We start from the raw sequence: 14,205 nt of genomic DNA, 5'->3' as shown, positions 1-14,205 counted from the left end.
CCTTTGAGTTGGGTGTGACGACCGAACGCCGTGGCGCGGGCGTCGGGTGCGTCGCGCCTCCCGTAGGCTCGACGCGAGGAGGAGCCGTGACCCCACGCCACGTGCGCGCGCTGCGCGGCACCGCCTCCGCGTGGGTCGCCACCGTCATCGCCGCCACGGCGCACACTCTCGGCGGGGGCGGTGCGCCGTCGCCGGCCTTCGTCGCGGCGGTCGGCATCCTGGCCGCTCCCTTCGCCGTCGCCCTGGCAGGACGACGACTGTCGTCCTGGCGCGTCGGTGCCACGGTGCTCGCCAGCCAGGCACTGTTCCACGTCGCCTTCGCGGTGACCGCCGACGCCCAGCCCGCCGCCCTGAACGGGCACCACGTCACGCACCTCGGCGGAGACCTCAGCGCCGTCGTCCTCCCCGATGCCCCGATGCTCGCCGCGCACGTGCTGGCGGCGGTCGCGACCGTCACCGCCCTGTACGGCGGAGAACGGATGCTGCGCGCCCTGGGCCGCGGCATCCGTTCGCTGTTCTCGCGCGCCCGCGCGGTCGCACCGCGCCCGTCGATGCCTCGACTCGCGCCGACGCCGTCCGACGCCGCGGTCGTCGCGGCGCGGATCGTCCTGTCGGACGTCTCGCGGCGCGGCCCTCCCGTGTTCGTCTGAGCGGCGCTCCGCGCCGCGCCCGTCACCGGCCCGCGCCCGATGCGCGCGCCGGAATCCCCTCGCGCGTCCGGGTCCCGCCGGCGTGCGCCGAACGGCGATCCCGCCGACGACTCAGACGAAAGACGAAGCACAGCCATGACCGAATCCACCCCCCGTTCCTCCCGCACCCGCCGCGTCGCGATCGGCGTCGCCGCCGGCCTCGCGCTGGCGATCGGCGCGCCGCTCGCCGCGTCCGCCCACGTGCACGTCACCCCCGAGACCGCCTCGGCCGGCGGCACCGAGACGCTCACCTTCTCGTTCTCGCACGGCTGCGACGGTTCCCCCACCACGGCCCTCGCCATCGACATCCCCGAGGGCGTGGGCAATGCCACGCCGGTCGTCCAGGGCGGGTGGACCATCACGCGCGAGCTCGGCTCGGCGGGCGTGCCGACGCGCGTCGTGTACACCGCCGACACCCCCGTCGAGGACGGGCTCAAGGCCGCCGTCGCGATGGACGTGCTGTTCACCGAGGGCGCCGCCGACACGACCCTGCCCTTCCCGGTGACGCAGACGTGCGCCGAGGGCGAGACCGCATGGACCCAGCTCGCGGAGGACGGCGAGGACCCGCACGACCTCGACGCGCCCGCGCCGCTGGTCGCGGTCGGCGCGGTCGCGGACGATGCGGAGGCCGGGCATGGCGACGCCGCGGCCGACGGCGCGGGCGACGCCTCGCACGAGGGCGCCGCGGCGGACGCGGCGGCCGGGGACGCGGCATCCGTCCCCTCCGCCGACCCGGTCGCCCGCTGGCTGGCCGCCGGCGGACTCGCAGCGGGCATCGCAGCACTCGTGGTCGTGCTGGTGCGGGGTCGCCGCAAGGCCTGAGCTCGACAGGGGCGCCTTCCCCGGTCGTTGAGCGAGCTTGCGAGTCGAAACGTCGTCGGCGATCCATGCGACGTTTCGACTCGCTCGTTCCTCGCTCGCTCAACGACCGGAGACCGCCGGCGTGATGCAGGCGCCGTGCGAAGATGGATGCGCCATGCCGACCGACGCGCCTTCGAACCTGCCCCCGGTACTCCGCCCCGACGCGCCGCCGACCCACTCCCTCGCGGATCTCGCGGCGAGCTTCGCCGTCGACGTCCGCGGCGACGTCGCCGACGCCACCCTGACGGGCCTCACCCTCGCGACCGCCGATCTCCGCCCCGGCGACGTCTTCGTCGCCGTGCAGGGTGTCAACCGGCACGGCGCGGAGTTCGCCGCGGCGGCCGCCGAGAAGGGCGCGGTGGCGGTGGTGACGGATGCTGCCGGAGCGGACGTCGCCGAGGCGAGCGGGCTTCCGGTGGTGCTGGTGGAGAACCCCCGCGCGATCCTCGGCGAGCTGTCGGCCTGGGTCTACAGCACCGGCCGCGACGACGACCTGCCGATCCTGTTCGGCACGACCGGCACCAACGGCAAGACGAGCGTGTCGCACCTGCTGGAAGGGATCCTCGGCCAGCTCGGCGCCACGACGGGCCTGTCGTCGACCGCCGAGCGCCACATCGCCGGGCAGGTCATCGTCTCGCGGCTCACCACTCCCGAGGCGTACGAGATGCATGCGCTCCTCGCCCTCATGCGCGAGCGCGGCGTCGAGGCCGTCGCCGTCGAGGTGAGCGCACAGGCACTCAGCCGCCGCCGCGTCGACGGCATCGTGTTCGACGTCGCCGGTTTCACGAACCTCACCCACGACCACCTCGACGACTACGCGGACATGCGCGAGTACTTCGAGGCCAAGCTGCCGCTCTTCCTGCCCGATCGCTCGCGCCGCGCCGTGGTGTGCATCGACTCCGAGAACGGAGCCGAGGTCGTCGCGCGCAGCAAGGTGCCCACGGTGACCGTGGGCACACCGGCGCTCGCCTCCGACCCCGAGGCCGCGGCCGCCGCGGACTGGGTGGTCGAGATCCTCGACGAGCGGCAGGTCGGCACCGAGTTCCGTCTCACCGCCCGGGACGGGCGGACGCTCACGACGCTGGTGCCGGTGATCGGCCGCCACATGGCGGCCAACGCCGGACTGGCCATCGTGATGATCCTCGAAGGCGGCTACGCCTGGGAGCGTCTGGTCGCGGCACTCGACGGCGGCCGGATCGAGGCTTACCTGCCCGGGCGCACCGAGCTCGTCTCGGGCGAGACCGGCCCCGCCGTGTACGTCGACTTCGGCCACTCCCCCGACGCGTTCGAGAAGACGCTCGCGGCGGTGCGCCGTGTCACGCCGGGCAAGGTCGTCATGCTGTTCGGCGCCGACGGCGACCGCGATGCGACCAAGCGCCACGACATGGGCCGCACCGGCGTCGAAGGCAGCGACATCCTCGTCGTCACCGACCATCACCCGCGCCACGAGGACCCCGACTCGATCCGGGCGACCCTCGTCGAAGGGGCGCGACGCGCACAGCCGGATGCCGAGATCCACGAGTTCTCGCCGCCCGAGCGCGCGATCATCGAGGCGGTCGCGCTCGTCGGCGACGGGGACGCGATCCTGTGGGCCGGTCCCGGCCACCAGGACTACCGCGACATCCGGGGCGTCCGCACGCCGTACTCGGCCCGCGAGCTCGCACGGCGCGCGCTGCGCGCGGCGGGCTGGCCCGTGCCGGAGCCGCACTGGCCGGTGCCGTACCCGGAGCACGAGACCCCGGCATCCGACCCCCTGCGTCCGGTGTATCCCGAGGCCTGAGCCCCACCCCGCTCACCTGTCGCGAAGTGCTGCCCCCAGCGGCACATTGCGACAGGCGAGCAAATCACTCGGGCGGAACGCCGGCGCGGCGATGCGCGAGCGGGTCAGGATGCTGCGGCGATGACCTTGTCGGCCTTGCGGCGCGCCCAGTCCTCGGCGTCGGAGAGCGCGGCGCGGGTCAAGGCGTCGGGGGCGTCGTGCGCGTCGACCACGCGCTCGATCACGTCGATGATCCCGAGGAAGCCGAGACGACCCTCGTGGAACGCGTCCACAGCCTGCTCGTTCGCCGCATTGAACACCGCGGGGTAGGTGCCGCCGGCGCGCCCGACCTGCTTCGCGAGCCGCACGGCGGGGAAGGCCGCGTCGTCGAGCGGTTCGAAGGTCCACGAGGTTGTGGTCGTCCAGTCGAGCGGCCGGCCGACGCCGGCGACCCGGTGGGGCCAGTCCAGCCCGAGCGAGATCGGCAGCCGCATGTCGGGCGGCGACGCCTGCGCGATGGTGGAGCCGTCCACGAACTCGACCATCGAATGGACGATCGACTGCGGGTGCACCACGACGTCGATCTCGGAGTAGGGCACCGCGAAGAGCAGGTGCGCCTCGATGACCTCCAGGCCCTTGTTGACGAGGGTGGCGGAGTTGGTCGTCACCACCCGGCCCATGTCCCACGTCGGGTGCGCGAGCGCCTCGGCCGGTGTGACGCTCTCGAGCGAGGCGCGGCTGCGGCCCCGGAACGGACCCCCGGAGGCTGTGAGAACCAGGCGGCGCACCTCGCTGCGCTCGCCCGAGCGCAGCGCCTGCGCGATCGCGGAGTGCTCGGAGTCGACGGGGACGATCTGCCCCGGCCGGGCGAGCGCCGTGACGAGGTCGCCGCCGACGATCAGCGACTCCTTGTTCGCGAGCGCCAGCGTACGTCCCGTCTCGAGCGCGGCGAGCGTCGGGCCGAGGCCGACGGAGCCGGTGATGCCGTTGAGCACGACGTCGGCCTCGACGTCGCGCACGAGCTGCTCCGCCTCGACCGCGCCGAGGGCCGTGTTCTCGACCCCGAGCTCGGCCGCCTGGGCTTCGAGCGTGCCACGGTCGGATCCCGCCGCGAGCCCCACCACCTCGAACCGCCGCGGGTTGGCCCGCACGACGTCGAGCGCCTGGGTGCCGATGGAGCCGGTCGAGCCGAGGATGAGGACGCGCCGCATCCGGCCAGCCTATCGCCGGGCCGGATGCGGCCGCCTCGGGCTACTGCTGTGCGGCGGCGCGCTGGACGCCAAGGATGTCGACGACGAAGACGAGGGTCTCGTTCTGCAGCTCGTGGCCCTCGCTCGCCCCGTAGCCGAACTCCGGCGGGATCACGACCAGCACCTGCGAGCCGACGGTCTGGCCCTCGAGCGCCTGCTGGAAGCCGGCGACCACGCCGGTCGTCTGGAAGGCCGTCGGCTGGCCGCGGTCCCAGCTGGAGTCGAAGACGGAGCCGTCCGACCACTTCACGCCGGTGTACTGCACGAACACGGTGTCACCCGACTCGACGACCGGGCCGTCGCCCTCCTTGAGCTGGGCGATCTGCACCTCGGTCGGCGGCTCGGCGTCGGGCACGGTGATGGTGGGCGCGCCGTTGTCGTCGAGCTCGACGGTCGGCATGCCGTCGACCGGGTCCTGCTCGGCGCCGTCCGCACTGGTCGGGACGAAGTCGGTGGTCTCGGCGACGATCACGACGGGCGAGGCGCCTTCGCCGAACGCGCTGCCCGGGATCGACATCGCGACCGTCGAGCCGACCGGTGCGCACTCGAGTGCGGCGACGAACAGGGAGTACTGCTGCGGGTCCATGATGATCGGGACCGCGCCGGAGTCGTCGGCCGAGGTGTCGGACGAATCCTGCAGGACCTCGCCGGTCGCGCCGTCGTAGAGGGTGTAGAAGCCGCTGACGAGGTCGCCCGCCACGACGTCGTCGCCCGAGCCCTCGGTCACGATGGTGCGCTCGACGTCCTCGAAGGCGAGGGTGTCGGGGACGGTCGCGGCGAGGTCGGCGCCGCTGCCGGTGACCTCGATCGCGTCGGAGTCCGCACCCGGCTGGGCGTCGAGGAGGCACTCGGAGGACGGCGTCGACGTCGGCGTGGGGGTGGCGTCCGGACCGGTCGATCCCGTGCATCCCGCGAGCAGCAGGGTGGACACGGCGACGACGGACAGGGCGGCGAACGGGCGAATGCGCACGGAACAACCTCGAGTCAAGGGAAGGGAAGACACCATCCTTTCGCATCTTTCCTCTGTTCGCGCTGGGAAACGGCATGCCGATACCGGAATGCAACCGGGAGTACCCTCTACGGGTGACCTCCGACCTCGTGCCCGGCGCCGAAGACACCGCCGACGAGACGGTGGAGGAACCGGACACACCCGCCCCTCCCGCCCGCCGCATGGGCTTCACGTACGCGCTGGGGCGCAGCATCCTGACTCCGCTCGCCCGGATCGTCTACCGCCCGCACATCGAGGGCAAGGCCAACGTGCCCAAGACCGGCCCGATCATCTTCGCGAGCAACCACCTGTCGTTCATCGACTCGATCGCGATCCCGGTCGCGGCGCCCCGCCCCGTTCACTTCCTGGCGAAGTCGAGCTACTTCGACAAGCCGGCGTCGCGGTGGTTCTTCACCTCGATCGGCGCGATCCCGGTGCAGCGTGGCGCCGGACAGGCCGCACTCGACGCGCTCGACCAGCAGCGTGCGCTCCTCGACGAGGGCAAGGCCGTCGCCCTCTACCCCGAGGGGACCCGCTCGCTCGACGGGCGTCTCTACAAGGGCCGCACGGGCGTCGCCTTCCTCGCGCTCCAGGCCGGCGCCCGCGTCGTGCCGGTGGGGCTCATCGGCACCGACAAGGTCATGCCGGTGGGAGCGAAGAAGCCGTCGTTCCAGCACCGCATCACCGTCAGGTTCGGCGCGCCGCTCGATCTCGCCCACCACGGGCCGGCCTCCTCGGGCAAGGCCCGCCGCCTCGCGACCGACGAGATCATGGCAGCGATCCACGCCCTGTCGGGTCAGGAGCTCGCGAACGCTTACAACGAGGTCCCCGCACACAACGCGATCGACCGGATCAAGCAGGTCCTCCCCCACGAGCGCCGCTGACGCCCCGCGAGGGTGCAGCTCCCGGACGAGAGTGCGGTTGCTTCCCTCCCTCTCGTCCGCCGGTTGCACTCTCGCGGTCGAGGGTGAGGCTCAGGGTCGACGGTGGGGCTCAGGCGCCGGCGACGATGATCGTGGGCTCGTGGCGCACGGGGAAGTTCACCGAGTTCGCGATGAAGCACCACTCGTGCGCCTGCGCGTGCGCGGCGGTCGCGGCATCCGTCATCGATGCACCCGCGACGGTCACCCGCGGCCGCAGCACGACCTCGCGGAACGCGCCGCCGCCGCGGCCGTCCTCGACCATGAGACCGGATGCCTCGTCCTCGTAGCCGACGACGACCACACCCGCCTGCACACACGCGTGGAGGTACGACAGCAGGTGGCACTGGCTGAGCGCCGCGAGCAGCATGTCCTCCGGATTCCAGCGGGACGGATCCCCGCGGAACGGCTTGTCGGAGGACGCGAGCAGCGCCGGCTTGCCGTCGATCTCGATCGTCGTCGCCCGGTCGTAGTCCCGGTAGCCCGACGTGCCGGTGCCGCGGTCACCGGTCCACGTCGTCCGGACGGAGTATCGATGCTCGCCCCACATGAGCACAGTCTGTCATGCGGGCAGGCGGCGTCTCCGGCGGTAGGCTGTCGGGGTGCCGCAGACCTTCGCCGCGACCGACGCCGTCGAACTCGCCGTCGTCGAACGCAGCGGATTCGTGGAGTCGCGTCACGCCGGCATCGCGATCGTGCTCTCCGCCGACGGCACCGTCGCCGAGAAGCTCGGCGACCCGTCGGCGCTGATCCTCCCCCGGTCCAGCCTCAAGCCGCTGCAGGCACTCGCGTGCCTGTCGGCGGGCGCGCCGCTCGAGGGTGAGCGGCTGGGCTTGGCCACCGCCAGCCACTCGGGCACCGACCGCCACGTCGCCGTCGTGCGCGACATCCTGTCGCTCGCCGAGCTCGGCGAAGACGACCTCGGGTGTCCCGCCTCCTGGCCCAGCGACACGGCCACGCGCGACGAACTGGTGCGCGAACTCGGCCAGCCCGCGCGCATCCGCATGAACTGCTCCGGCAAGCACGCCACGATGCTCCTCACCTGCGTGGTGAACGGATGGGATCCCGAGGGCTACCTCGCCCCCGAGCATCCCGTCCAGATCCTCATCCGCGAGACGATCGAGCGCCTGATCGGCGAGAAGGCCGCCGCGACCGCCGTCGACGGCTGCGGCGCCCCCGTCTACGCGATGACCCTCTTCGGGCTCGCGCGCGCGATCCACCGCATCGGCAACTCCTCGACCACCTCTCCCTTCGCGCTGCACCGCAGCGCCGGTGCGCTCGTGGAGGCGGTGCGTGCCGCCCCGTGGACGATCGACGGCCCCGGACGCGCCGACACCATCGCCATCGAGCGGCTCGGAGTGTTCGCGAAGGGCGGCGCGGAGGGCGTCATGGTGATGGTCGCCCCCGACGGCACCACGGTGGCGCTCAAGATGCTCGACGGCAGCGGCCGTGCCGCCACCGCCGTCGCACTGCGACTCCTCGAGCGCCACGGCGCGCTGGCGTCGGCCGACGTGGCCGACACGCTCTCGAAGCTTCCGCTGGCCGTCACCGGCGGCGGACAGGACGTCGGGGCCATCCGCCCCGCTTTCTAGAGGCGCTCCCACGAGGAGCCCGAGCGCTCCAACGGCGGAGCGGAAAGGATCACACGATGAGGATCAGCGTCCCCACCGAGGTGAAGAACAACGAGTATCGGGTCGCCCTCACTCCCGCGGGCGTGCATGACCTGGTCGCGTCGGGGCATGAGGTGTTCGTGCAGCGAGGCGCGGGCGCCGGCTCGTCGATGCCCGATGCCGAGTACGAGGCCGCGGGAGCGGTCCTCCTCGACGACGCCGCCGAGGTGTGGGCGCGTGCCGAGCTGCTTCTGAAGGTCAAGGAGCCGATCGCGAGCGAGTACGGCTACTTCCGGGACGACCTCGTGCTGTTCACGTACCTGCACCTCGCGGCCGACCGGCCGCTCACCGAGCGCCTCGTCGCCGACGGCGTGACGGCGATCGCGTACGAGACCGTCCAGCTCGCCGGCGGCGGGCTCCCGCTGCTGGCCCCGATGAGCGAGGTCGCGGGGCGTCTCGCCCCGACCGTCGGCGCCGCGACCCTGATGCGCTCGGCAGGAGGACTCGGCCTGCTCATGTCGGGCGTGCCGGGTACGCGGCCCGCGACCGTCACCGTCATCGGCGGCGGTGTCGCCGGTGCCAACGCCGCCGTGATCGCCGTGGGCATGGGCGCCGACGTCACGGTGTTCGACACCAATGTGCAGCGCCTGCGCTACCTCGACGACCACTTCCAGGGCCGGGTCAAGACCGCGGCGTCGAACCCGCTCGACCTCGACCGGGCGGTCATCGCCTCGGACCTCGTGATCGGGTCCGTGCTGATCCCCGGCGCCAAGGCGCCGAAGCTCGTCACCAACGACATGGTGTCGCGCATGCGCCCGGGCTCCGTGCTCGTCGACATCGCCGTCGATCAGGGCGGCTGCTTCGAGGACACGCACCCGACGACGCACGCCGACCCCACCTTCCCGGTGCACGGCAGCATCTTCTACTGCGTCGCGAACATGCCGGGCGCCGTGCCGAACACGTCGACGTCCGCGCTCACCAACGCGACGCTCCCCTACATCCGCCAGATCGCGCGGCGAGGCTGGAAGGAAGCGCTGCGAGCGGATGCCGCGCTCGCGGCCGGCCTCAACACCGTCGGCGGTCGCATCGTCAACGCCGGGGTGGCGACCGCGCACGACCTCGACCTCGCGCCGCTGGACGCCGCGCTGGTCTGACGCCGCCCGGCGCTTCGCAGCCCCGGGCTCCCGAATGAGTCCGGGGCTGCTGCGCGCCCGGGGGTGCGCGCGCCCGCTCCCTGACCGAGACTGGGGTGATGACGGACGCACACGTCTGGACGGTGGAGGATCACCTGAAGGATGCCGATGCCGCCGCGGTGCGGCTGTGGCACCGCATCGACCGGCTCATCGGATCGTTCGGTCCGGTGACGCACTCGGTCGCGAAGACGACGATCACGTTCAAGGGTCCGCGGCGCGGGTTCGCCGGTGCGCGGCCGCTCCGGGCCGGCGTGCGCGGATATTTCGATCTGATGCGCGAGCTCCCGCCCGACCCGAGGATCCTCAGCGTCTCCCCCTACGGCAGGCGCCTGTTCGTGCACCAGTTCCGCCTCACCGACGAGAGCGAGTTCGACGACGAGGTCGCCGCGTGGCTGCGTGAGGCGTACGACGTCGGCTGCGGGGCGCACCTGGGCCCGTGACCCCGGCGGCTCCGGACGGTGTAGGTCAGGCGAGCCCGCCGTCGATCGACCGGGCGTAGTCCGCCGGGTCCTCGGGGACGAGCACCGGGGTGTCGCGGTTGAGGCTCTCGCCGCGGAAGAACGCCTTGGCGCGGGGGAACAGGAACCACAGAAGCATGAGGAGCACGCCGAACGCCAGCGATCCGATGCCGAGCACGAACGTGCCGCCGATGCCGAGCAGCACGGTGTAGCCGTAGTCGACGTCGTACATGTCGATGGCGGACTGCACGAACGCGTACGTGAGCATCCCCGCCCCGAGCAGCGGGAAGAGGAACCGGTAGAAGAAGTTGCGGGCGCTGTTGAACAGCTCCCGCCGGAAGTACCACACGCAGGCGTAGCCGGTGATGGCGTAGTAGAAGGCGATCGCGAGACCGAGCGACAGGATCGAGTCCTGCAGGATGTTGTCGCTGATCAAGGTCATGCCGACGTAGTAGACGATCGCGACCACACCCATGACGAGGGTGGAGAACGACGGCGTCTTGTAGCGCGGGTGCACCGTCGCGAACCGGCGGGGCAGCGCCTTGTACGCGGCCATCGAGAGCGTGCCGCGCGCGGTCGGCAGGATCGTCGTCTGCGTCGACGAGATGGCCGAGATCATGACCGCGACCACGAGCACCCATCCGAGCGGCCCGAGCAGGCCGTCCCTGATGGCGAGGAAGAAGTCGTCCGCGTTGGCTTCGTTGCCGAGGCCCGTGCCGGTCTCGCCGAGGCCGGCGTACATCATCGCGGCCACCGTCACACCGACGTAGGTGAAGAGCAGGATCACCGTTGTCAGCAGCGCCGCACGACCGGGGATGCGCTTGGGGTCCTTGGTCTCCTCGTTGAGGGCGAGGCAGGTGTCCCAGCCCCAGTAGATGAACAGCGCCAGCAGGACCGCCTCGACGAAGCCGCTCCACTCGGTGAACGCGAACGGGTTGAACCACGACCAGTCGAACGGCGTCGGGTCCGGTGCCGTGCCGGCGAAGAACTGCCAGAGCGCGGCCACGACGAAGATGGCCAGCGCGAGGTACTGGATCGCCAGCAGCACGTTCTGGATGCGCTCGCCGATCTCGACGCCTCGCCAGCTGACCCACGTCATCGCCGCGATGAACACCACGCCGGTCGCGGTCACGAGGGGGACGTTGTCGGCGAGCAGCGCGTCCTCCGGGTTGCCCACGATGCCGTCCACGAGCGCCCAGAAGTAGATGCCGGCGATCTGTGCGAGGTTCGCCAGCACGACCATGCCGGCGACCGCGACGCCCCACCCACCCAGCCAGCCGACCCACGGCCCGAAGGCCTTCGTGCCCCACGTGAAGGTGGTGCCGCAGTCGGGGACGTCGTTGTTGAGCTCGCGGTACGCGAACGCGATGAAGAGCATCGGGATGAACGCGATGACGAACGCGATGGGCGCCTGCGCCCCGACCGCCAGCACCACGAACCCGAGGGTCGCCACCAGCGAGTACACGGGCGCGGTCGACGCGAGGCCGATGACGGTGGAACCCCACAGTCCCAGCGTTCCCGCGGCGAGTCCCTTGCCCTCAGGCCGTTGCATGTCGATCGGGGTTGTAGCCACAGAGCGACGCTAGGCGCTGCGCGAAGCGTCGGTCAATACACCGGCCCGACGGTTCGGCCGGACTTCTCAGGCCGGGAGGACGATGCGGACGGGCTCGGCGCCGGCGGAGATGAGCCACGCACGCCCTGCGCCGGGCTCGCAGTACGGCGGGACGCCTCGGAAGCCCGCGAGGACACGGAGCTCGGGAGCGCACGACGTGTCGACCACCAGATCATGGTCGCCGCGCACGTCGGCCAGCAGCCGCCAGTGGCGCTGCCAGTCGTCAGGCTCGCCCACGACGACCAGGCGACCGGCGGCAGCCGGCGCAGGATCGGCGACGTAGTCATCGACGGCGACCACGCCGACGCCGTGCTCCTCCCACGCGGCGAGTGCGCGGCGCACGGCGGGCGAGCGTCGAGCAACGACGCCGGTGAGCAGCGCCGAGGGCGTCCATGCCACGTCGGTCCCGGGGCGCCGGGGCGGCGCAGCCGGCGCCAGTGCGAGCTGGATCTGGCGCCCGTCGAGGCGTGCGCGCCCGGCCGCCGCGGACGGGTCGAACTCCGACGCATCGCCTCCCGCAGCAGCGTGGTCGACCCGCGTGGGGTACGGCAGGAGGAGCCTCCGCGGGAACAGCTCGGCCAGGCGCGACACGGGTCCGCTCAGCCGGTGCGCGCCCATCACGACGAGCACGCCCGCCCCGGAGGCTCCGCGCACGAGCGCCTCGAGGCGCTCCAGGACCGACTGCGCGTACTCCGGAGGCAGGCGCACGGCGATCGCGTCGAGATCGTCGACCAGTACCGCCGCCCCTCGCGGCGGCCGCTCCTCGTGCAGCGCCGCGACCGCATCCCACAGCCGCTCGGGGTGGGCCGGTATCCGCACGACAGATCCCTGCCACTGCGCCTCGACGAGGTCGAGGGCGTTCGTGACCCCCGATGTCGGTCCGCCGAGGACCAGCACGCCCCGTGCGGAGGCCGTCAGAAACGCCACCGGCTGCCGCTGACGGTCCGGCTCGTCGGCCAGCCCCAGCAGCACGGCGCCGGGCGGCGGCGCGTCCCGCTCGCCCGCGGAGCGGGTGGTGAGCTCGTCGAGCGACAGCAGTCGCGGCAGCTCGGGCAGCCAGGGCCGATCCGGTGCGCGGTGCCCGGTGCGAAGCGCGGCGGCCGCGACGTCGTCCGGACCCGACAGCGCGATCCGCACCTCGTGCGGGCTCGCATCGCCGGCGCGGCGGACGTACGCGGTTCCGCGCCCGGCGGCCCCACCGGGAAGCCGCGCCGCATCGTCGGTGCCGAGGAGCGTGCGGCTGTCGGCGGCGTCGGTCACGCGCAGGCTGATCCGCAGCGGGCAGTTCGCCAGCAGGTTGTCGCGGATCACGCCCGCCGCCCTCTGCGTGCCGAGGATGAGATGGATGCCGAGTGCCCGTCCGCGCGCCGCGAGGTCGGCGAACAGCCCGTGCAGCTCGGGGTGGTCGCCGAGCAGGGCGGCGAACTCGTCGACCACCACGACCAGCCGAGGCAGCCGCACGCGGGGATCGCCGATGTCGCGCGCGCCGGCAGCGGCGACGGCCGCCTCGCGGCGGCGGAGCTCGGCTCGGAGGCTCTCCATCGCGCGGCGGGCGCCCGACCCGTCGAGATCGGTGATCACGCCGCTGACGTGCGGCACCCCCGAGAGTCCGTCGAACGCCGTGCCGCCCTTGAAGTCCGCGAGGAGGAACGTCACCTCGTCCGTCGAGCGCGTCGCGCAGAGCGCGAGGATCCAGGTGATGAGCAGCTCGCTCTTGCCCGCGCCCGTGACCCCCGCGACGACCGCGTGGGGTCCGTCGGCCACGAGGTCCACCAGCACCGGCTCGCCCCGCGTCACGCCGATGGCCGCGGGCAGCCCTCCCGTCACCTCGGGGACGGCATGCAGCAGCGGCGCCAGGGCGACCGGCTCCGCCACCCCACGCTGCATCCCCAGGCTGCGTGCCGCCCGAGCGGACAGCTCGCCTGCGATCTCCTCCGCCTGCGACCTGGCGACGGCTTCGATCCGCACCGGCACGGTCTCGCCCGCGTACTCCAGTCGCGCGCTGTCGGGTGAGTCGACCGTGAGCACCGCCTGGCAGCGCGGCGGCAGCGGCTCGCCCGGTCGGCCGCGGGCGATCACGAGGTCGGCTTCCGCGGGCACGAGCTCGCCCGGCGCCACGACGGCCAGCACCGATCCGCTCTGACCGTGACGGTGCGGCAGCGCCTCGACCCAGTCGAGGCCCCGCCCGAGAGACCCGGTGATGCGCAGCTCGTCCGGGGCGAACATGAGGCACGCCTGGAGCACGAGCGCCCGCTGCACGGCGACGGCCAGCGTCTCGCCCCCGACGACCACCACGCCCGCAGCGAGCGGCAGCGTCACCGGTGCCGCATCGACGCGCGCTGCGCGGCGACGCAGGTCTGCGGCATCCGGGTCTCCTTCGCCTCCGGTCACGCGGACGCCGCTGGCGCGCTCGCCCTCGCCGACGACGATCCACGCGTCCCGCCCGCCGCGCCAGACCTCGCCGTCCCGCGTGACGAGGCGGGCGACGTCGGGGTGCCGGGCCCACAGCTGCGCCCGTTCGTCGTCGTGACGAGCCGCGACGACCGACGCGACCTCCTGGCGGGCGCGCAGTGCATCAGCCGCGGCACGCCTGCCGTCCCGTCGAGCCGCCCGGCGCGCATCGAGAATGGTCGCCGCCGCGATCAGCGGCCCGAGCAGCGCGAACCAGAGGGAGAAGATCGAGCCCGTGACGAGCCACAGAGCGACGGCGCCCACCACCGGCACGATCGCGGCCACGATCGGAAGGGGCGGACGCGCCGGCGGGCTCCAGGCCGCGGGAAGCGTCAGGGGCTCATCGTCGAGCACACCGCCGGCGAAGAACGGCGAAGAAGCGGTCGATCGCATGCGGTCAGTCCACCGCGGGTA

Annotated in this window: 12 protein-coding genes; 7 read left to right on the top strand and 5 right to left on the bottom strand. The window is 72.7% G+C overall.

Annotation, left to right across the window (positions count from 1 at the left end; translation table 11 throughout):
* The first annotated feature begins 86 nt into the window (after positions 1-86).
* From ACFQ7C_RS14370 to ACFQ7C_RS14360, 3 genes are all read left to right on the top strand, one after another.
* On the top strand, positions 87-650 hold the full coding sequence (locus tag ACFQ7C_RS14370; RefSeq protein WP_378902331.1) for a hypothetical protein: 564 nt from the start codon (positions 87-89) through the stop codon (positions 648-650).
* Between the two features lie 135 nt (positions 651-785).
* Positions 786-1,511 (top strand): YcnI family protein, encoded by a 726-nt coding sequence (locus tag ACFQ7C_RS14365; protein WP_378902328.1) that lies wholly within the window; start codon positions 786-788, stop codon positions 1,509-1,511.
* 154 nt (positions 1,512-1,665) lie between these two features.
* A complete protein-coding gene (locus ACFQ7C_RS14360) occupies positions 1,666-3,330 on the top strand; it encodes a Mur ligase family protein (protein WP_378902325.1) in 1,665 nt (554 codons plus the stop codon).
* A gap of 104 nt (positions 3,331-3,434) precedes the next feature.
* On the opposite strand, the gene dxr is transcribed toward ACFQ7C_RS14360, so the two are convergent.
* Both dxr and ACFQ7C_RS14350 read right to left on the bottom strand, forming a co-directional pair.
* On the bottom strand, positions 3,435-4,520 hold the full coding sequence (gene dxr / locus ACFQ7C_RS14355) for a 1-deoxy-D-xylulose-5-phosphate reductoisomerase (protein ID WP_378902322.1): 1,086 nt from the start codon (positions 4,518-4,520) through the stop codon (positions 3,435-3,437).
* Between the two features lie 40 nt (positions 4,521-4,560).
* On the bottom strand, positions 4,561-5,529 hold the full coding sequence (locus ACFQ7C_RS14350; protein WP_378902319.1) for an FKBP-type peptidyl-prolyl cis-trans isomerase: 969 nt from the start codon (positions 5,527-5,529) through the stop codon (positions 4,561-4,563).
* 74 nt (positions 5,530-5,603) lie between these two features.
* On the opposite strand from ACFQ7C_RS14350, the gene ACFQ7C_RS14345 reads away from it, so the two are divergent.
* Positions 5,604-6,431: a lysophospholipid acyltransferase family protein gene (locus ACFQ7C_RS14345; RefSeq protein WP_378902316.1), complete on the top strand. Its 828-nt coding sequence runs from the start codon at positions 5,604-5,606 to the stop codon at positions 6,429-6,431.
* A 109-nt stretch (positions 6,432-6,540) separates the two neighbouring features.
* Here the strand turns inward: ACFQ7C_RS14345 and ACFQ7C_RS14340 are convergent, their stop codons facing one another.
* On the bottom strand, positions 6,541-7,017 hold the full coding sequence (locus tag ACFQ7C_RS14340) for an OsmC family protein (protein ID WP_378902313.1): 477 nt from the start codon (positions 7,015-7,017) through the stop codon (positions 6,541-6,543).
* A 52-nt stretch (positions 7,018-7,069) separates the two neighbouring features.
* Between ACFQ7C_RS14340 and ACFQ7C_RS14335 the strand changes: the two genes are divergently transcribed.
* The 3 genes from ACFQ7C_RS14335 to ACFQ7C_RS14325 all read left to right on the top strand — a co-directional run bounded on the left by ACFQ7C_RS14335 (position 7,070) and on the right by ACFQ7C_RS14325 (position 9,710).
* On the top strand, positions 7,070-8,059 hold the full coding sequence (locus ACFQ7C_RS14335; RefSeq protein WP_378902310.1) for an asparaginase: 990 nt from the start codon (positions 7,070-7,072) through the stop codon (positions 8,057-8,059).
* Positions 8,060-8,115: 56 nt separating this feature from the next.
* Positions 8,116-9,231 (top strand): alanine dehydrogenase, encoded by a 1,116-nt coding sequence (ald, locus tag ACFQ7C_RS14330; protein ID WP_378902307.1) that lies wholly within the window; start codon positions 8,116-8,118, stop codon positions 9,229-9,231.
* Between the two features lie 98 nt (positions 9,232-9,329).
* Positions 9,330-9,710: a DUF5655 domain-containing protein gene (locus ACFQ7C_RS14325; RefSeq protein WP_378902304.1), complete on the top strand. Its 381-nt coding sequence runs from the start codon at positions 9,330-9,332 to the stop codon at positions 9,708-9,710.
* A 25-nt stretch (positions 9,711-9,735) separates the two neighbouring features.
* Here ACFQ7C_RS14325 and ACFQ7C_RS14320 read toward each other — a convergent pair whose 3' ends face one another.
* Entirely contained in the window at positions 9,736-11,301 is a 1,566-nt protein-coding gene (locus tag ACFQ7C_RS14320) for an APC family permease (RefSeq protein WP_378902301.1), read from the bottom strand.
* Between the two features lie 66 nt (positions 11,302-11,367).
* On the bottom strand, positions 11,368-14,184 hold the full coding sequence (locus tag ACFQ7C_RS14315; RefSeq protein WP_378902298.1) for an FtsK/SpoIIIE domain-containing protein: 2,817 nt from the start codon (positions 14,182-14,184) through the stop codon (positions 11,368-11,370).
* Between the last annotated feature and the right edge of the window lie 21 nt (positions 14,185-14,205).

This window comes from Microbacterium sp. NPDC056569 (assembly GCF_042793475.1).
Taxonomy (GTDB): domain Bacteria; phylum Actinomycetota; class Actinomycetes; order Actinomycetales; family Microbacteriaceae; genus Microbacterium.
This window is presented reverse-complemented; position numbering and strand designations above follow the sequence as displayed.